The 19855-nt window shown below is 67.2% G+C and carries 14 protein-coding genes and 1 pseudogene; 7 read left to right on the forward strand and 8 right to left on the reverse strand.

Going from position 1 to position 19855, the window contains the following annotated elements; translation table 11 throughout:
- Positions 1–46: 46 nt before the first annotated feature.
- Together glgC and pepN are read left to right on the forward strand one after the other, a co-directional pair.
- Positions 47–1291 (forward strand): glucose-1-phosphate adenylyltransferase, encoded by a 1245-nt coding sequence (gene glgC / locus SOY78_RS06715; protein ID WP_185194733.1) that lies wholly within the window; start codon positions 47–49, stop codon positions 1289–1291.
- 103 nt (positions 1292–1394) lie between these two features.
- Positions 1395–4043 (forward strand): aminopeptidase N, encoded by a 2649-nt coding sequence (gene pepN, locus SOY78_RS06720; RefSeq protein WP_324701329.1) that lies wholly within the window; start codon positions 1395–1397, stop codon positions 4041–4043.
- A gap of 79 nt (positions 4044–4122) precedes the next feature.
- Here pepN and SOY78_RS06725 read toward each other — a convergent pair whose 3' ends face one another.
- The 4 genes from SOY78_RS06725 to SOY78_RS06740 form a co-directional block, all read right to left on the reverse strand.
- A complete protein-coding gene (locus SOY78_RS06725) occupies positions 4123–4752 on the reverse strand; it encodes a hypothetical protein (protein WP_257997774.1) in 630 nt (209 codons plus the stop codon).
- Positions 4753–5140: 388 nt separating this feature from the next.
- Positions 5141–6199, reverse strand: a complete 1059-nt coding sequence (locus SOY78_RS06730) for a lipoate--protein ligase family protein (protein ID WP_148408277.1) — start codon at positions 6197–6199, stop codon at positions 5141–5143.
- 103 nt (positions 6200–6302) lie between these two features.
- A complete protein-coding gene (locus tag SOY78_RS06735) occupies positions 6303–6560 on the reverse strand; it encodes a type B 50S ribosomal protein L31 (RefSeq protein ID WP_324701330.1) in 258 nt (85 codons plus the stop codon).
- Positions 6561–6669: 109 nt separating this feature from the next.
- Positions 6670–7107, reverse strand: a complete 438-nt coding sequence (locus tag SOY78_RS06740; protein ID WP_255354991.1) for a TrmH family RNA methyltransferase — start codon at positions 7105–7107, stop codon at positions 6670–6672.
- Between the two features lie 204 nt (positions 7108–7311).
- Here SOY78_RS06740 and SOY78_RS11775 point away from each other — a divergent pair.
- The 5 genes and pseudogenes from SOY78_RS11775 to SOY78_RS06765 form a co-directional block, all read left to right on the forward strand.
- A pseudogene (locus SOY78_RS11775) lies at positions 7312–7662 on the forward strand (recombinase family protein); the annotation flags it as partial.
- A gap of 288 nt (positions 7663–7950) precedes the next feature.
- On the forward strand, positions 7951–9501 hold the full coding sequence (locus tag SOY78_RS06750; RefSeq protein WP_324701331.1) for a type I restriction-modification system subunit M: 1551 nt from the start codon (positions 7951–7953) through the stop codon (positions 9499–9501).
- Complete coding sequence (locus SOY78_RS06755; protein ID WP_324701332.1) at positions 9498–10991, forward strand: type I restriction-modification system subunit M; 1494 nt, start codon at positions 9498–9500, stop codon at positions 10989–10991. Before SOY78_RS06750 ends, SOY78_RS06755 begins: the two co-directional genes overlap by 4 nt.
- Entirely contained in the window at positions 10988–12124 is a 1137-nt protein-coding gene (locus SOY78_RS06760; protein WP_324701333.1) for a restriction endonuclease subunit S, read from the forward strand. Before SOY78_RS06755 ends, SOY78_RS06760 begins: the two co-directional genes overlap by 4 nt.
- Positions 12125–12177: 53 nt before the next feature.
- The gene (locus SOY78_RS06765) at positions 12178–15063 is read left to right on the forward strand and encodes a type I restriction endonuclease subunit R (RefSeq protein ID WP_324701334.1); all 2886 of its coding nucleotides are present in this window, start codon (positions 12178–12180) and stop codon (positions 15061–15063) included.
- Positions 15064–15376: 313 nt separating this feature from the next.
- On the opposite strand, the gene SOY78_RS06770 is transcribed toward SOY78_RS06765, so the two are convergent.
- The 4 genes from SOY78_RS06770 to SOY78_RS06785 form a co-directional block, all read right to left on the reverse strand.
- Complete coding sequence (locus SOY78_RS06770) at positions 15377–17008, reverse strand: DUF6119 family protein (RefSeq protein WP_324701335.1); 1632 nt, start codon at positions 17006–17008, stop codon at positions 15377–15379.
- 109 nt (positions 17009–17117) lie between these two features.
- The gene (locus SOY78_RS06775; protein ID WP_324701336.1) at positions 17118–18167 is read right to left on the reverse strand and encodes a TrmH family RNA methyltransferase; all 1050 of its coding nucleotides are present in this window, start codon (positions 18165–18167) and stop codon (positions 17118–17120) included.
- Positions 18168–18183: 16 nt separating this feature from the next.
- Positions 18184–19029 carry a sulfite exporter TauE/SafE family protein gene (locus SOY78_RS06780; protein WP_324701337.1) on the reverse strand — a complete coding sequence of 282 codons (846 nt, stop codon included), beginning with the start codon at positions 19027–19029 and terminating at the stop codon, positions 18184–18186.
- A complete protein-coding gene (locus tag SOY78_RS06785; RefSeq protein WP_115261110.1) occupies positions 19026–19850 on the reverse strand; it encodes an ABC transporter ATP-binding protein in 825 nt (274 codons plus the stop codon). Before SOY78_RS06785 ends, SOY78_RS06780 begins: the two co-directional genes overlap by 4 nt.
- Positions 19851–19855: the final 5 nt, after the last annotated feature.

The raw sequence follows: 19855 nt of genomic DNA on the forward strand, positions 1-19855 counted from the left end.
GCACGCGTGCGGGTCGCGACGACCCGGCTCATGAGGAGTGACGCAGATGGTGCAGAAGAAGGTCCTCTCGGTCGTGCTGGCGGGCGGTGAGGGCAAGCGTCTGATGCCGCTGACGGCCGACCGTGCCAAGCCGGCCGTCCCGTTCGGCGGCACGTACCGCCTCATCGACTTCGCGCTGTCCAACCTGGTCAACAGCCGGTACCGCGAGATCGTCGTGCTGACGCAGTACAAGTCGCACTCGCTGGACCGCCACATCTCCGAGACGTGGCGGATGTCCACGCTGCTGAACAACTACGTGGCCTCCGTGCCGGCGCAGCAGCGCCGGGGCAAGGACTGGTTCACGGGCAGCGCGAACGCCATCTACCAGTCCATGAACCTGATCCACGACGCACGGCCGGACATCGTCGTCGTCATCGGCGCGGACCACGTCTACCACATGGACTTCCAGCAGATGGTGGACCAGCACATCGCCTCGGGTGCCAAGGCGACCGTGGCCGCGGTGCGCCAGCCCCTCGAGCTGGCCTCCTCGTTCGGGGTGATCGAGACGGACCCGCAGGACAGGACGCGGATCTCGGCGTTCGTGGAGAAGCCGGAGACGACCCCCGGCCTGCCGGACGACCCCACGCAGTTCCTGGCCTCGATGGGCAACTACGTGTTCGACACGGACGCCCTCGTGGCGGCGCTGAACCAGGACGAGGAGAACCCCGAGTCGAACAACGACATGGGCGGGGACATCATCCCGCTGTTCGTGGAGCGCGGCGAGGCCGGGGTGTACGACTTCACCTCCAACGAGGTGCCCGGCGGCACGGCCGGCAAGCACTACTGGCGGGACGTCGGCACCCTGGACTCCTACTACGACGCGCACATGGACCTGGTGCAGCCGTGGCCGGAGTTCAACCTCTACAACCGCGAGTGGCCGCTCTACACCCGCCAGTCCGTCTCCCCGCCCGCCAAGCTCGTGCGCTCGTCCACCCGCCGCCCCGGCTCGGCGAACGACTCGATCCTCTCCCAGGGCGTGGTCATCTCCGGCGGCACCGTGGCCCAGTCCGTGCTCTCCACGGACGTGCGCGTGCACAACGAGGCGTGGGTGGAGCAGTCGGTGCTGCTGGACTCCGTCGTGATCGGCGAGGGGGCCCACGTGCGCAACGCGATCCTGGACAAGAACGTGGTCGTGCCCCCGGGCGCGCGCATCGGCTTCGACCGGGCGGAGGACGAGGCGAACGGCTACACCGTGACAGAATCCGGCCTGACGGTGCTCTCCAAGGGCCAGCCCGTCCCGAAGCCGCACTGACGCGGCCCCGGGCCGCCGGTCCCGGACCACCGCCGACGCGCGGGCACGCCCCGGTGTGTCCGCGCGTCGCCGTCCCCGCTGGATCCCCGACCGGAGGCTCGCCTTGACCGACACCACCCCCGACCTCGACGCCACCGACGTCACCCGCGCTGAGGCCGCGGAACGCTCCCGCCTGCTCACGGTGCAGGACTACGCCGTGGACGTGGACCTCTCCGACGCCCGGGACGCCGCGACCGACACCTATCCGGTCCGCACCGTGATCCGCTTCGCGTGCGCCGAGCCGGGCGCGCAGACCCACCTGGACTGGATCCACGGGGGCGTGGAGTCGGTGACCCTCAACGGCACGGCGCTGGACGTGGCCGAGGTCGTGGGCGGGGCCCGGGTGCTGCTGCCCGACCTGGCGGCGCAGAACGTGGTCGAGCTGGTCGGCCGGTCCGTGTACTCCCGGTCGGGCGAGGGCCTGCACCGCTTCACGGACCCCGCCGACGGCGAGGTCTACCTCTACACCCAGTACGAGCCCGCCGACGCGCGCCGCGTGTTCCCGGACTTCGAGCAGCCGGACCTCAAGGCCGCCTTCACCTTCTCCCTCACCGGACCCGAGGACTGGGTGCTGGCCTCGAACCGGCCCGAGGTGTCCCGGACGCGGGCCGGGGACGGCGTCGTCCGGGCGGAGTTCGCCCCGACGCTCCCCCAGTCCACCTACATCACGACGCTGCTCGCCGGCCCCTATGCGCAGTGGGAGGACGCCTGGGACGGTCACCCGGCCAGCGGTGCGCAGGCCGTGCCGCTGCGGCTGTTCACCCGGCGCACGATGGCCGACGCGTTCGACCCCGAGGCCGTGTTCGACGTGACGAAGCGGGGGCTGACGTTCTTCCACGACCTCTTCGGCGTCGCGTACCCGTGGGGCAAGTACGACCAGGCGTTCGTGCCCGAGTACAACCTCGGCGCCATGGAGAACCCGGGCCTCGTGACCTTCACCGAGGACTTCGTGTTCACCTCGCGGGCCACCGCGGTCCAGTACGAGGGCCGGGCCAACGTGATCCTGCACGAGATGGCGCACATGTGGTTCGGCGACCTCGTGACGATGCACTGGTGGGACGACCTGTGGCTCAAGGAGTCGTTCGCGGACTACATGGGCGCCCTCGGCGTGGACGAGGCCACCGACTTCCGGACCGCGTGGGTGACCTTCGCGTCCCGCCGCAAGGCCTGGGCGTACGTGCAGGACCAGATGCCGACGACGCACCCCATCGTCGCGGACATCGTCGACCTCGAGGCCGCCCGTCAGAACTTCGACGGCATCACCTACGCCAAGGGCGCCTCCGTGCTCAAGCAGCTGGCCGCCTACGTGGGCCGTGACGCGTTCCTCGACGCCGCACATCGCTACTTCGCCGCCCACGCGTGGGGCAACGCCTCCCTCGCCGACTTCATGGCGGTCCTCGAGGCCGCCTCGGGGCGGGACATGCGCGCGTGGGCGGACGCGTGGCTGCACACCTCCGGCGTGCCCCGGCTGCGGGTCGACGTCGACGGCGACGCCCCGGTGCTGCGCCAGGAGGGCGCGGACCCGGTCACGGGCGGGCCGATCCTCCGCCCGCACGTGCTGAAGGTCGGCGTCTTCACGCCCGGGCAGGACGGCGTCCTGCGCCGCACCGCCCAGGTCACCGCCGACGTGCCGGGCGGGGCGGAGGGCGCGGCCGTGCCCCTGCCGGACCTCGAGGTCCCCGGGGGCGTCCGCCTCGTGCTGCCCAACGACGAGGACCTCACCTACGCCGCCGTCGCGCTCGATGCGGGGTCGCTGCGCGCGGCCCTGACCCACCCCATCGCGGACCCGCTCGCGGAGGCCACCGTGTGGGCCGCCCTGTGGTCGATGACCCGCGACGGCGAGCTGCCGGTCGCCCGGTTCCTCGACGCGGTGGCGACGCTGTCCGCGCGGATCGCGACCGTGGGCGTGCACGCGCAGGTGCTGGCGCAGGCCGCCGCGGCCGTGGGCCAGTACGCCCGCGCCGAGGACCGGGACGCGCTGCGCGCCCTGGTGGGCGAGGTGCTGGCCGAACAGACCCGGACGCTCAAGGCCGGCTCCGACCGCCAGCGCACCGCGGCCCGCACGTGGGCGACGCTGGCGCGGGCCGACGTCGGGATGGCCGCGGCCCTCGAGGCCGCCCTGCTCGGCGAGGACGCGGCGACGTCGGCGCCGGGCCTGGCGATCGACGCGGAGCTGCGCTGGCTCGTGCTCCAGGCCCTCGCCGCGACCGGCCGGGCCGACCAGGACCGCCTGGACGCGGAGCTCGAGGCCGGCCGCACGGCGCAGACCGTCACGTGGCACCGGCTCGCCGCAGCCGCCCGCCCCGATGCCGAGGTCAAGGCCGCGGCGTGGGAGGCGGTCATGTCCGGTCGCACGGCCACTGGCACGGAGCTGTCCAACGACCTGCTCTCGGCCACGGCGGCCGGCTTCGCCGCGGGCGAGGTCGAGCTCCTCGCCCCCTACGAGTCCGGCTTCTGGCCGCGCCTGACCTCGGTGTGGGCCTCACGATCCAACGGGCTGGCCTCGCGCGCGATCGGCGGGCTGTTCCCGGGCCGCCGGGACGCGGTGGCCGGCGACGCGGACGCGCAGGAGTCGCACCCGACGCTGGCCGCGGCCCAGCGCTGGCTGGACGAGCACCCCGACGCCCCGGGGGCCCTGCGGCGCCTGGTCGTGGAGCACACGGACGCCCTGCGGCGGTCCCTGCGCGTGCAGGCGGTGCAGCCGGCGGGCTGAGCGGTAAGTCCTCCCGCGCAGAGTGGTCACGACACGCCGCCTCCCCTCGGGCGAGACGGCGTGTCGTGACCATTCCAGCTCAGGGCGCGGCGACGCGGAGCACGCGTTCCCGGCCCACCCGGCGCAGGCCCACGGCGTCGGCGGCGCGCTGGGCGTCCCGGTCGCGCATCCCCACCCGCTCGACGACGACGGGCCGCGTCTCCAGCACGGCCGTCAGTTCGGCGTGGCGCGCCACGTGCGCGGCCCCGCCGTCCGGGTCGAGAGACAGCGCCTGCCGGTCGGCCGCGTGGAGCCAGGCCGCCGACACGTCCTCCACCGGGCCGCGCAGGTGCGCGCCGAGGGAGGCGTCGTCGAGCAGGTCGGAGACGTCGGCGTCCGCGAGGCGGGCCACGAGTGCGGGTGGCCCGGCGACCACCGCGGTCGTGTGGAGCAGGACCACGTGCAGCAGCTCCGGGTCGGCGTCCGCGGCGGGCGCGAGCACGACGCCCGGGTCCTCCCACGCCGTCGGCGCGACGCCGAGTCCCGCGGCCAGTCCGGTCCGCAGCGCGGCGGTCGCGTCGGCGCCCAGCACGTCGGCCGGCGCGAGCGTGCCGAGGGCCAGCGGGTGGACGCCGAGCAGCCGGTTCAGGGCGCGGGCCTCGCGGTGCGCCCGGTCCACGAGGGCGGCCAGCTCGGGCGAGGTCTCCCCCACGAGCGGCAGCTCGCGCAACGTTGCGGCCCCCACCGGCACCCCGGCCTCGGCCGCGACCGCTGCCAGCGCGTCCCAGTGTCGCGTCTCCTCCTGGGCAGGCGTGCGGCCGCCGCCCGGCTCGTCCAGCCGCGGTCCGTGAGCAGAGGCACGCGGCGGCCGGAGGCCAGCTCCAGCTCGAGGGCGCAGTGGACGTCCACGGTCGACCGTGGGCGCCCCGGGGCGTCGGAGCGGGCGATCAGGCGGACGGGGGCGTCGTCGTCGGGGGTCATGGTCCGATCCTGACAGAGCCGCCCCGCCACACCTCGACGCGTCGGGGGCGGTTTCGGGCGGTATTCACGTCGAATACCACCGCAAACCGCCCCCGGACGGAAGCGTGCCGGACGGTGCCGGGACGCCGTCAGGCGGCTCAGGGCACCCGCGCGGTCCACTCCGGGGTCGCGAACTTGGTGCGGGCCAGCTGCTCGGCCTCCTCACGGGTGGCCTCGTCCAGCTCGACGCGGCGGGCGCCGTAGCGCTCCTCGAAGGTGGTCATCATGGTCTCCCAGATCTCGGCGCGGGAGACGCCGGTCTGGCGCCGGAGCGGGTCCACGCGCTTCTTCGCCGAGGTCACGCCCTTGCCGCGCAGCTTCTCCCGGCCGATGCGCAGCACCTCGAGCATCTTGTCCGCGTCGATGTCGTAGCTCATCGTCACGTGGTGCAGCAGCCCGGCCGTGCCCACCCGCTTCTGCGCGGCGCCGCCGATCTTCCCCTGGTCCGTGGCGATGTCGTTGAGCGGCTGGTAGAACGCATGCACGCCGAGTCGGGAGAGCGCGTCCATGGTCCACTCGTCCAGGAACGGGTAGGACTCCGCCGTCTCCAGCCCGTCGACCAGCGACGACGGGACGTGCATCGAGTACGTGACGCAGTTGTCCGCCTCCATGAACATCGCGCCGCCGCCGGAGATCCGCCGCACCACGTTGATGCCGTGCCGCCGCGCCCCCTCGGGGTCCACCTCGTTGGCGAGCGACTGGAAGGCGCCGATCACCACGGCCGGCTCGTTCCACTGCCACAGGCGCATGGTCGGCTTGCGACGTCCCTCGGCCACCTGTCGGGTGAGCACCTCGTCCAGGGCCAAGGTCAGCGCGATCGGCATCGGCTCCGGCCCGATGACCTCCCACTCGTGGTCCTCCCACGTGGTCGCCTTGCCGAGGGCGCGACGCACGGCCGAGGCGACCGCGAAGGCGTCCACGCCGAACAGCTCGGCCTCGGGTCGCAGACCCCGCTCGACGGCCTCCCGGATGACGCGATGCTCGGCGTCCGCGGACAGCCCGGTCACCGCCGCGTTGAGGTCCTCGAGCGCCTCGTCCGGCTCGAGGAAGAAGTCACCGTTGATGCTGGCGGTCGCGATCCGGCCGTCCGCGAGGCTCAGGTCCGCCGCGACCAGCTTGCCGCCGATCACCTTGTATTCACCGTGGAGAGTCGTCATGCCCGCCAGCCTACGGGCGACGCGACGGGCCCCGCACCGCCCGGATCGCTCCGGGGGCGCGGGGCCCGTCGTCGTGGTGGGCGCGCGGCTCAGGCCGCCGCGGTCACTTCTTGCCGCCGAAGCCCTTGAAGCGGGCGTTGAAGCGCTCGACGCGGCCGGCGGTGTCCATGATGCGCTGCTTGCCCGTGTAGAACGGGTGCGAGGCGGCCGAGATCTCGACGTCGATCACCGGGTAGGTGTTGCCATCGGTCCACTCCGCGGTCTTCTCGGAGTTCGCGGTGCTGCGGGTGAGGATCTTCTCACCGGAGGCGAGGTTGTTGAAGATGACGTAGCGGTAATCCGGGTGGATCTCAGACTTCATGGTGCATCCTTCGTTTCAGCCGCCTGATTGGGACCAGGGGCGCGAGAGGTGTGGTCAGGGGGTCCGCCGGACGGCGGGCCAGCCGCCCACTCTACCGCACCCGGGCCGGTCAGCGTGCGCGCAGCTCCCACAGCGCGACCGCCGCGGCCGCGGCCACGTTCAGTGAGTCGACGCCGTCGGGCATGGGGATGACGACGTCGGCGTCGGTCTGGGCGAGGGTCTCGGGCCGGACCCCCGGCCCCTCCTGGCCGAGGACGAGGGCCAGGCGCTCGGCGGTCCGCAGCGGCTCGATCTCCGGCGAGTCCAGGCCCACGGCGCGGTCCGTCACCTCGAGGGCGGCCACCGCGAACCCGGCCGCCCGCAGCGCGGGCAGCGACGCGGCGACCGGGCCGGGCAGGCGCGCCCACGGCAGGCGGAACACCGTGCCCATCGAGACGCGGATGGCGCGCCGGTACAGCGGGTCGGCGGCCTGCGGGGTGAGCAGCAGCGCGTCCCAGCCGAGGGCGACGGCGGAGCGCACCACGGCGCCCAGGTTGAAAGCGGTCACGACGCGTTCTGAAGCATCTCGGACCCGTGAACTCGGTTCCTTCCGGTCGACACACCGATGAACTGAGCATTGCGTTTCCGCAGGTCAGAAGGCAAATACGGCCGCTCGGTCGTCATCGTGGGCCGGCTAGGAGTGTTCAATAAACCCTATGCCCCCACACACTGCCATGCTGGGACTGCGCAGCGGCGACCTGAGCCTGGGCTGATGGCGCTCATCGGACTCATTCGGGTCGGGACAGACCCTCAGGACGCGAGGTTGCAACGGCAAGCACTCAAGCCGATCTGCTCACGTCTCGTCGAGGAGACAGCATCGCGTCGACGCCTGATCAAGAACCGCCCCGGGCTCCTCGCTGCTGTGGCGGAGGTGGGCGACGGCGATGCGCTCACCGTGACCCACGCACGAAGCCTGAGCACGAGCATGGTCGACGGGCTCGAGACACTGCTGGACCTCGTTGACCGAGGAGTTGCCGTGAAAGTCCTCAAGGGCCTCGCCGCGGGAGAGCACACCGGAGACTCGGAGTTCCTCGATGACGTCCGCGAGCTCACCCGGCGCCGCCGAGAGCTCCAAAGCTCCCGCGTCCGGGCCGGCATCCAAGCAGCGCGGGAACACGGAGTCAGCCACGGTCGACCACGCACCATTAGTGACGAGACGCAGCGCGAGATTAGGATGCGGAGAGATCAAGGCGAGACGTTGCGCAGCATCGCCGGAGGTGCTGGCGTGTCGATCGGAACCGCCCACCGCGTGCTGGCGCGACACGCGCCCCGTCAGGGCACGTTGTCCCCTCGGCGGAAAGCTGAGTCGGTAGCTCCTTTGTCGCGCGGTGCAGCAATAACTAGGAGACGGATGACCGAGGATGAGGCACGCGCGGCAGCGCGTGCATTGCTTCCCCACGACGGGAGCGATCCGCTGACGCTGGCGGAGCTTGAGCAGTACCTTGCCGGAGCGGCTGACCTGCTGCGGGGCAGCATCGACCAGGCCGACTTCAAGGCGTACATCTTCCCGCTGATGTTCTTCAAGCGAATCAGCGACGTATACCTCGAGGAGTACGCCCAAGCGCTGGACGAGTCCGGGGGCGACCACGAGTTCGCCCTGTTCGCGGAGAACCACCGCTTCGTGATCCCACCCGGAAGCCTCTGGGACGACGTGCGCACCAACACAGCGAACATCGGCACCGCCTTGCAGACTGCGTTCCGTGAGATCGAAAAGGCGAACCCCGAGACGCTGTACGGCATCTTCGGCAACGCCAGCTGGACCAACAAGGACAAGCTGCCCCATCGGAAGCTCGCCGATCTCATAGAGCACTTCTCGAGTAAGGCACTGACCAACGCCGCTGTGCCGCCCGACGTATTCGGCAACGCGTACGAGTACCTAATCAAGCGGTTCGCCGACCAGTCGAACAAGAAGGCCGGTGAATACTACACGCCGCGCTCGGTGGTCGGTCTGCTCGTCAACATGCTCGATCCCACCGAGGGCGAGACGGTCTATGACCCGGCCTGCGGCACCGGCGGCATGCTGATCGAGGTCATCGAGCACGTGAAAGATTCCGGCGGCAGCCCTAAAACCCTGTGGGGCAAGCTCTACGGCCAGGAGAAGGTGCTCGCCACCTCTGCGATCGCACGGATGAACCTGCTGCTCCACGGCGTCGAAGACTTCAAGATCGTCCGCGAGGACACGCTGCGCAACCCCGCCTTCTACTCGGGAAACACCCTCGCGCAGTTCGATTGCGTTGTCGCCAATCCGCCGTTCTCGCTCAAGAACTGGGGCGAGCCGGAGTGGGCGTCCGACAAGTGGGGCCGAAACGCACTTGGTGGTGTCCCGCCGAAGGGGTACGCCGACTGGGCGTGGGTCCAGCACATGCTCACCTCCGCGAAACCGAAGACTGGACGCGTCGCCGTCGTCCTGCCCCAGGGGGCGCTCTTCCGGCAGGGCGCTGAGGCGCGGATCCGCACCCACGTGCTCAAGTCAGACCTCGTCGACGCGGTCATCGGGTTGGCTCCCAACCTGTTCTACGGCACGGCCCTCGCCGCCTGTGTGCTGATCCTTCGACAGGAGAAGCAGCCAGACGAGAAGGGCAAGGTGCTCTTCATCAACGGTGAAGACCTCTTCAAACGCGGACGCAACCAGAACACCCTCGAACCCGAGCACGCCCAACAGATCCTCGATGCCTATGACCTCTACTCCGACATCGAGGGCCGCTCCCGTGTCGTCGACTTGGCCGAGATCGAGGGCAACGACTACAACCTGAACATCCCGCTCTACATGGCCCCACCCGACACCGGTGAGAAGCTCACGCTCGCGGACGCTCTCGCTAATCTCGAAACAGCGCATGCCGAGGCTGCCAAGACGCGTGCCGCGCTGGAGGCCGAGCTGGCGAACTGGGGGCTGTCTGTATGAGCACCAGGATCGCGCAGCGCGAGCTAGAGAACTACCTGTGGGGCGCGGCGATCGTGCTCCGTGGACTGATCGACGCGGGCGACTACAAGCAGTACATCTTCCCGCTGGTCTTCCTGAAGCGGATCTCCGATGTCTACGACGAGGAGTACGCCGCCGCGATGGAGGTGTACAACGACGAGGAGCTCGCCGACCTCCCAGAGAACCACCGCTTCGCCATCCCCGACGGCTGCCACTGGGACGACATCCGCGACGTCACCCAGAACATCGGAGCGACTCTCCTGCACGCCATGCGCTCCATTGAGAAGGCCAACCTCGACACCTTGCCCGGAGTCTTCGGCGACGGCGACTGGGGCAACAAGGACCTGCTCCCGGACTCGACGCTGGCCGACCTCATCGAGCACTTCTCCACCAAGACGCTCTCGATCGCAAACCTGCCTGAGGACGAGCTCGGCAATGGGTACGAGTACCTAATCAAGAAGTTCGCTGACGACTCCGGTCACACGGCGCAAGAGTTCTACACCAACCGTACGCTCGTGCACTTAATGACGATGATACTCGAGCCGCACCCCAGCGAGTCGGTCTACGACCCCACTTGCGGCACCGGCGGTATGCTCATCTCCACCGCCGCCGAGCTCAAGCGGCAGGGCAAGGAGTGGCGCAACCTGCGCCTCTACGGACAAGAGCTCAACTACGGGACATCTGCCATTGCGCGGATGAACCTGTTCCTCCACGGCATCACTGACGGCCACATCGCCCACGGCGACACCCTCAGCCGACCGGCGTTCCTCGACGGCAAGGGCCATCTGCAGACGTTCGACGTCGTGCTGGCAAACCCGCCCTACTCCATCAAGGCATGGAACCGCGCTGCGTTCGCCAAGGACCCGTACGGTCGGAACGTGTGGGGAGTGCCGCCTCAGGGACGCGCAGACTACGCGTTCTTCCAGCACATCGCCAAGAGTCTCGACCCCAAGACCGGACGAGCGGCCATCCTGTTCCCCCACGGCGTGCTCTTCCGCCAAGAAGAGGCAGCCCTGCGGGAAGCACTGGTGAAGTCCGACCTGATCGAATGTGTTCTCGGGCTCGGCGCAGGGCTATTCTACAACAGCCCCATGGAGGCCGTGGTCGTCACACTCCGCGCTATCAAGCCCGCCGAGCACAACGGCAAGGTGCTGTTCATCAACGCCGTGAACGAGGTCGCCCGCGAACAAGGGCAGTCGTTCCTCCGCGAGTCACACCAGCACAGGATCCTGGACGCGTATCGCGCCTTCGAGCCACAGAGCGGCTTCGCTGCAGTTGCCACCCTCGACCAGATCGCTAAGAAAGGCCATAGTCTCGCGATTCCGTTGTACGTCGCCGGCGACAAGGCGAAGGAAGTCGGCGAGCACATCGATGTCATCGATGCCGTGGCGCAGTGGCGAACTGCCGCGCAGGAGTCGGACGAGGCAATCGCTGACGTTCTCTCGCTGTTGCGAACGGAGGTGACCGCGTGAACCTCAACCTCGACAAATCGCACTGGAAGCGGGTCGCCTTCGGCGACGTGGTCCGCAACGTCAATGAGACCGTCCGAGATCTCAAAGCGGTTGGCATCGACCGAATCATCGCGATGGAGCACGTGGACCCCGGCGAGCTGAACGTGAGCCGGTGGGGTTCCACAGAGGACGACACCACCTTCACGCGACGCGTGAAGCCCGGACAGACGCTCTTCGGCAAACGTCGCGCTTACCAGAGGAAAGTCGCCTACGCCGAGTTCGATGCGATCTGCTCCGGCGACATCTACACGTTCGAGGCCGCTGAGACGCAGCTCCTTGGTAAGTTGCTCCCGTTCCTCGTGCAGTCGAACGGCTTCTTCGAGCATGCTCTCGGTACGTCGGCAGGGTCGCTGTCGCCGCGCACTAACTGGCGTAACCTGAAGGAGTTCGAGTTCGATCTCCCACCCCTTGACGAGCAGAAGCGCATCGCCGATCTCCTCTGGGCTGTCGAGCGTCATCGACTCCAGTTGGCAACGTCTGTCAGGTCCGTTATGGAGGCCGTCGACGTGTATTTGCGAGCACTCTGGGAATCAGAGACAGGCAAACGCGCAATCGGGGACGTCGCGGATTGCGTAACCGGCTCAACGCCTTCGAAGTCGAACGAAGCCTACTGGAACAGTAGTGATGTCCCCTTCTACACGCCGTCGGAGATCGACGGCGAAACCATGGGCGCGCCACGCCAGTGGGTTAGCCAGGCCGGCGCGAGCGCGGGGAGATTACTGCCGGAGTTCGCGGTGGCCGTTGCCTGTATCGGCGGAGACATGGGTAAATCTACGGTCATTCGCGAGCCGGGCATTTCTAACCAGCAGATCACCTCCATTGTGGGTCTCGCCAGTGAGGATGCTTACTTGATGCAGTCACTCCTCGCTCACCCGCTGGGCCGGCTGGCATTAGAGGCCCGGGAAACGACCACCATCGTCAGGAAGTTGAACAAGAGTGACCTTATGAAGGTCGAGGTGCCTTGGCCGGAGGATCGCCTCTTTATAAGCCAACTTGTGCGGCGGAGGCGAGAGACGGTCACGGCGATCACCCAAGAGGCGCTCTCTCTTCGCGTGCTGGTTTCCGCGTTGCTCGCCGAGATTTTCGGAGACTAATGGTGTCACAGTTCAATGAAGCAAATTCTGTCCGCGACTTCATCCGCGACCTGGTGAAGTCCAACGACGTCCAGTTCGTGCCGGGCAACGAACTGCCGCGTCGTACCGACGAGGTGTTGCTGGAAGGTGTGCTTACGGGCGCACTGCTCCGCCTCAACCCAGAGATCGAGGCGGACCCTGCTAAGGCGGATGAGGTCATCTATAACCTCCGCGCCATCCTGATCGCCGCCCGCAACAGCCCGCATCCAGTGGTCGCCAACGAGGAGTTCATGGCGTGGCTGACAGGGCAGAAGTCGATGCCGTTCGGGCCGAACGGCGAACACACCACGGTCCGGCTGATCAACTTCGACCACCTCGACGATGACTCGTCGAACCAGTGGATCGTCTCGACCGAGGTGACCTTCAAGCAGGGCCGGCTGGAGAAGCGATTCGATCTCGTGCTGTGGTGCAACGGTTTGCCGCTGGTGGTCGGTGAGGCGAAGACGCCGATCCGGCCGGCGTACACCTGGATCGATGGCGCTGCACAGATCCACGATGACTACGAGCAGAGCGTCCCGCAGTTCTTCGTGTCCAACGTGTTCTCCTTCGCGACCGAGGGCAAGGACTTCCGTTACGGCACCATCGGCATGCCGGTCGAGCTCTGGGGTCCTTGGCGCGAGGACCCCACCGATGAGGATGCGCCGGTGAAGATCGGTCTCGTCGCGGTCCAAGAGGCCGTCGAAGGAGTACTCACTCCCCGTGCGGTCCTGGAATTTCTGCGGTTCTTCACCCTTTACGCGACTGACAAGAACCACCGCAAGATCAAGGTAATCGCGCGGTTCCAGCAGTTCCAGGCGACGAATTTGATCGTCGACCGGGTCCTGCTCGGCAAGGTCAAGCAGGGCCTGATCTGGCACTTTCAGGGTTCGGGCAAGTCACTGCTCATGGTCTTCACTGCGCTCAAACTGCGCGCGATGGCCGAGCTCACGAACCCGACGATCCTGATCGTGGTCGACCGCATCGACCTGGACACCCAGATCACGGGCACCTTCAACGCCTCGGACGTCCCGGGCTTGGTGTCGACGGACTCGAGAGCGCAGCTCCAGACGCTACTCAGCCAGGGCGCGCGGAAAATCATCATCACCACGATCCACAAGTTCGGTGAGGCTCCTGGCGTCCTCGACGCTCGGCAGAACATCATCGCGATGGTCGACGAGGCTCATCGCTCGCAGGAGGGCGACTACGGGCAGAAGATGCGTGAAGCCCTGCCCAACGCTTACCTCTTCGGTCTGACGGGCACGCCGATCAACCGGCGCGACCGCAACACCTTCAAGTGGTTCGGCGCACCCGAGGACGAGGGCGGGTACCTGTCACGGTACTCATTCCATGACTCCATCCGCGACGGCGCAACCCTTCCGTTGCACTTCGAACCACGACTCTCAGAAATCCACATCGACCAGGAGGCGATCGACGCGGCGTTCGAGGAACTTGCCACGGATCGCGATCTGTCCGAGAGCGACAAGATCACCCTCTCGAAGAAGGCGGCTTCGATCGAGGTGCTGATCAAGACGCCCTCGCGCATCGCGAAGATCGCTGCCGACATCGCCGCCCACTTCCAGACCAAGGTGGAGCCGCAGGGTTTCAAGGCGCAGGTCGTTGCGTACGACAAGGCCTCCTGCGTCGCGTACAAGAACGAGCTCGACAAGCACCTCGGACCCGAGGCATCCACCATCGTCATGTCGAAGACCCGAGGTGACTCTCCCGACTGGGCAAAGTGGACCCCAGGTGCCGAGGAGCTGGAGCAGGTTGTCGCGCGGTTCAACGACCCGACCGACCCGCTCAAGATCATCATCGTGACGGCGAAGCTGCTGACCGGGTTCGACGCTCCGATCCTCTACTGCCAGTACCTCGATAAGCCGCTGAAGGAGCACACTCTGCTCCAAGCGATCACTCGCACCAACCGCGTGTACCCGCCGGACAAGACCCACGGCCTGATCGTCGACTACCTCGGCATCTTCGACGACGTGGCCCGATCCCTCTCCTTCGACGAGCAGGCTGTCCGGGAGGTCGTCTCCAACATCGAGGAGCTGAAGGCTCAGCTCGCGCCCGCGATGGCTGCCGCACTCGCGTTCTTCCCCGGTGTCGACCGCACGGTCGGCGGGTACGAAGGCCTCGTCCAGGCGCAATCCGCGATCGCCGACGACGTCACGAAGGACGCCTTCGGAGCCGCCTACAGCGTGGTGTCACAACTATGGGAGGCACTCAGTCCTGACCCCATGCTGGGCGAGCATCGCGACGACTACCGCTGGCTCACGGATGTCTACGAGTCGGTGCGCCCCTCAGACATCACGGGGCGGCTCGTGTGGCACGCGCTCGGAGCCAAGACAATCGACCTGATCAACGAGCACGTCGCCGTCGAGATCCCGCAGAACACCGAGACGATCGTGCTCGACGCTCAGACGATCGAAGACCTCATGACCGGTCGGCGCACCGACATCCCCACCGAAGAGATTGAGCGTCAGATCACCGCACGCATCGCCCGGCACCTACACAACCCCGTCTTCGTCGAACTCGGCCAGCGCCTTAACGACCTGCGCGAGCGCTACGCCGACATCCAACAGTCCAGCCTCGACTTCCTCCGCGAGCTTCTCGAACTCGCCCGCGACACTGTTGCTGCCGAGAAGGCAGCCGACGAGATGCCCCGCGAAGAGCAGGGCAAGGCGGCCCTGACTGAGCTGTTCGACGCCCTCAAGGGCGATCAAACCCCGATCATCGTCGAGAACGTCGTCAACAGGATCGACGAGGTCGTCCGCGGGGTCCGCTTCGAGGGATGGCAGTCCACAATCCGCGGTGACCAAGAGGTCCGACAAGCGCTTCGGAAGACCCTCTACGTCCAGTTCAAGATCCGCGACAACGACGTCTTCGAGAAGGCCCTCGGATATATCCGAGGGTACTACTAAGCTCCGAACCGTCTGAATGCAAGTCAAGCCGATGATAACTGGGGGCAGATCCCGAGTGTGTCTCGATACGCCCCCTTGCTCACCCTCCGGGTTCATCGGTCGGGACCGGCGCATCGTGTCACGTCATGGGGCTGCCAGAGATGCGGAAAGGTCTAAAGCGAACGGCGCGTCATGCCGATGGGGCCGTGGTACTACACATACTTGGCTAGGAAAGTCCGGCTAATTCTTTAATTCGACACCCCACGACCATCGCGACCGTTTTCACAAGTCGACGAGCCTGAACGCAGATTCCACAACCCCCATGCGTAATTGACTATTCTTCTGGCAGGTAGTCAATACTCACGATCCGCACTTCGATGCCGCGGGCTTCCAGCTCGTCGAATACTCTGACCAGTGAGACCTTACTAAAGCTGAAGAGGTCGTCCGCTGTAAGTGATTTTCCTATGCCTTTCGAGCGAATGGCGTACACGACCTTGCGCGGTTTCGTGCCAATCAGGTCCTCATTGCCGCCGCGCTGCTGGACCCGGCTGCGCAGTTGCTTGCGTGCCTCTTCGTCGTACTGCAGTGCATGGGCGGAGTTGCCGCCTTGTGCGAAGAGGTGACTCAGCGGCGCGGAGGAGGAAGCCGACTTTACGTGCACGTACACATCGTTCGTCGTAATGAGGTCACTCGGCTCGAAGCCCCGCTTATTCTGAGTTGTCTGCACGAGCTTCCGATCCATCAACACCGCGCCGAGCGCCTGCGCAGCCTTACGATTATAAGCCTCCTCGTCATCTGGCGCATACCAAGCTGGCATGGTCACGCCAGCCTGTTTCGCAAAAATGTTCCTTACGTGGTCGTCGAGCTGCTTCGCGTAGTCAAGGTCCATCGCATACCACTGCCCGTTATGCAGGAAGTAGCGACGCCCAGACTCTTCCTTCTCAAAGGCCACCCACTTTCGAAGCGGGATTTCACTACTTACGGGCTCCTCGCCGTCCGCGTCACCGAACAGCTGGATCTTAATCGTATCCATGGACGAAATTTCGCGGTCCTTCATCAAGTCGATGATCAGTGCCGCAGTAGGTAGGCCGACGCGCGGAGCGGTGCCTCCGCCTCGTTTTACTCGGAACGCTTCGGGCGGCTTATTCTCGCTTAGGTGTTCATGGGGCCATGTAACGGCGATCTTAGATACGTCGAGGGACTTCTTTAGCTCGGCTCGAAGGTGCTCTTCCAGCTTGTCATGTAACGAGGTTTTCTTCTTAATCGGTACGAGCTGCTCAAGCACTTGCAGCTCTGCGCGAGGCTTCTGAGAGAGCAGGGCCTCGAGCACCTTAAGATCCGCAACTAGCTCTGTGGGGGTGAGTCCGAGTGGCACCGAGAGGGCGTCCGCCCCTCTCACGCGAAACGGCTTGTCGATGGTAAGACCCTTGATCTCGGCCTTTCCAACGACTCGAGTGACCAGCTCACCGAAACCACCGATGCCGAATCCAGTCAGTCCTGCACCTGCGGGAATGGACGACCGATCGATCTTGGCCCTCTCGTCAAGAACTGTCCGAGTCACGGAGCTCAGCAGGTCCGGATCAACGGATCTCAGCGCGAGTCTCTGTCCGAACGCGCCGTCGACGTGGCTCTGATCCAAAAGCAGCCATCCCATACCCCAACACAATCCCCAGGTAGGCGTGTCAGCTTCATCATTCGCGCGAAGCAAGAGAACGCCTGCTGCCGTTGTGTTGGTTGCTTCCACTGTCACGCCAGTGAGTTGGTGGACGCGACTTGCCCAGTTCACGGGGCCATCGGCCCCTACATGGCCATATACGAGGAGGGCATCACGATCCGCCACCTTGCAGGGCTCGGTGACTACGGAGCGTTCATCGCGGTACTTCTTCTTGACAGCATGCTCGAGCTTGGCGGTATGCCTCAATCTGTACAGGGTCGTAGATTGAGCATTCATTTTCCGGCGGGCCATGCTGTCTCCTTTGCGCGCATCTAACAGCCACCAGACTAAGTGAGCGCCACCCGACCATGCCATGAAGGCACGCAGAACGTCGGCTGGATCGGATAGCTGAATCCTTGAACTACTTTGTCGCGTAGAACGTCACCGCTGAGCTCGCCGCAACGTTCAGCGAGTCCACGCCATGCATCATCGGAATCGTCACGCGCCGATCAAGTAGTCTGTCGGCCTTCGGCGTCAGCCCATGCCCCTCACTGCCGAAGACGAGTGCGAGATTGTCGTGGTCCTCGGCGACCAACTCATCGAGCGTGATTGCGCCCTCCCCCAGTGTCATGCCCGCCACGACATATCCAGCGTCCTTAAGCACCTGGATGCTGGCAGGCCAGTCATCGATGCGAGTCCACGGCACTTGGAAGACCGTGCCCATCGACACACGGACAGACCGCCGGTACAACGGATCAGCACACGTCGGCGTCACCAGGATCGCGTCGACACCCAGTGCCGCAGCTGATCTAAAACATGCCCCAACGTTCGTATGATCCACCAAGCCCTCAAGCACGGCGATCCGCGAGCGGCGCTTCGTACTCAAGACAGAACGATCGTGTCGGCCCCCTGGACTCTCGCCAAGAACTCCCGTCCTACGCCGCTCCTCACCACTGAACACGCGAGAGTTGAGCTCGAACGAATCGTCGACCTCGCTTTTTGCTACCTTGGGCTGCCAAGGTCGGCTTATATCCGAGGAACGTTCGCCAGCCTGCGGTGGTTTGGAACACTCCACGTTCGTGTGGTCCACGACGTCCTCAGCGATGAGCACGCGCCGGGCGCCCGCGAGGACGTCGGCGAGCGGCCGAGGTGCGGGGCGGTCCATCGCGGCCAGGGCGCCGCGGTGCAGGTGGAACCCGGTGAGGGCCTCGAGCACGTCGTCGGGTCCGGTGAAGACCGGGACGTCCGGATGGGCGGCGAGCACGTCCGCGAAGGACCCACGATAGCGGTCCCCCAGCAGGAAGGAGCGCGGGGTGTGTCCGGCGTGCAGCGCGCGGCGGACCACCTGGGAGGACTCGGCGAGGAAGACGCCGTGCTCCGCGTCGACGCGACGGCGCAGGGCCGCGTCCGTCATGGTCGTGTAGGGGGCCAGGCGGGGGTCGGCGAGGTCCTCGATCCGCTCCAGGCGCACCTCGCGGGTCCCGCCCTCACCCACCCGAGACCTGCCGCATCACCATGACCACCAGCCCGGCCAGGCCCACGATCACGATGGTGACGCGCAGCGCCGTCGGCGAGATGCGCCGCCCGATCCGCGCGCCTACGAGCCCGCCCACGAGCGAGGAGAGCGCGATCAACAGGACGGCCCGCCAGTCGATGCGGTCGAAGGCGAAGACCAGGTAGAACGCGGCGGCGGTGAGGTTGACCACCAGCGACAGCCACGTCTTCACCGCGTTGGCGTGCACGAGGGTGCCGCCCACCAGCAGCACGCCGAAGATCGCCATGAGCATGACGCCCTGGGCGGCCACGAAGTAGCCGCCGTAGATGCCGGTCAGGAACACGAGCGTCCACAGCGTCGGGGTCACGGGGCCCACCGGCACGGGAGAGTCCGCGCCGGGAGTCGGCCCCTGGTCCTCCGCCCGACGCCGGACCCACCGCTGGATGCGCGGCTGCAGCACGACGACCGTCAGGGCCACCACGAGCAGCACCGGCGCGACGTAGCCGAACACGGCCGCGGGCAGCGTGGTGAGCAGGGCGGCGCCGATGACCCCGCCGAGCAGCGACGCGACGGTCAGCTTCGGCAGGAGCACCCGGGACTGGGCCAGCTCGCGGCGGTACCCGTACGTGCCGGAGAAGCCCGAGGCCACCAGGCCCATCGCGTTGGAGACCTGGGCCGTCACGGGCGGGAACCCGACCGCCACGAGCGTCGGGAAGGTGACGAGCGTGCCCGAGCCGATCACCGAGTTGATCGTGCCGGCCCAGAACCCCGCGAGCAGCACGAGCAGGACCTGCCACAGGTCCATGCCCAGCAGCTGCGCGGTCAGCAGCCCCGTCACCGGGCCACGGCGGTGTACCGACCGCCGGTGCGGGTCACCTTCAGGTCCGTGCCGAACGCCGCGGAGAGGTGCTCCTCGGTGAGCGTCGACTCGATGGGCCCGGCCGCCACGACGCCGCCGTCCCGCAGCAGCAGGGCATGCGTGAAGCCCGGGGGCACCTCCTCGAGGTGGTGCGTGACGAGGACCAGCGCGGGCGCGTCCTCGTCCGTGGCGAGCGCCGTCAGCTGGCGCACGAGGTCCTCCCGCCCGGCGAGGTCCAGGCCCGCGGCGGGCTCGTCCAGCAGGAGCAGCTCGGGGTCGGTCATCAGGGCGCGGGCGATGAGCACGCGCTTGCGCTCGCCCTCGGAGAGGGTGCCGAACGCGCGGTGCGCGAGGCGGGAGAGCCCCCAGGTCGCCACGAGGCCGAGCGCGCGGGCGCGATCCTCCGTCTCGTACCGCTCGCGCCACGTGCCGGTGATCCCGTAGGAGGCGGTGACGACGGCGTCCTGCACGGTCTCGTTCGCGGGCACCTGGGCGGCGAGCTGGGCGGAGGAGAGGCCGATGCGCGGGCGCAGCTCGAACACGTCGACGGCGCCGAGCACCTCGTCCAGCACGCCGACGTCGCCGGCGGTCGGGTGCAGGCGGGCCGCGGCCAGCTGGAGCAGCGTCGACTTGCCCGCGCCGTTCGGGCCCATCACGATCCACCGCTGCCCCGCGCGGACCGTCCAGTCCAGGGGGCCGAGGATGTCGGTGGTGCCGCGGCGCACGCGCACGCGGCGCATCTGCAGCACGGCGTCCTCATCCGGGAGGAACCAGTCGTCGGGAGGCGCGGGGGTGGTCATGGGGG

This window comes from Micrococcus sp. HOU01, assembly GCF_035609305.1.
Lineage (GTDB): Bacteria > Actinomycetota > Actinomycetes > Actinomycetales > Micrococcaceae > Micrococcus > Micrococcus luteus.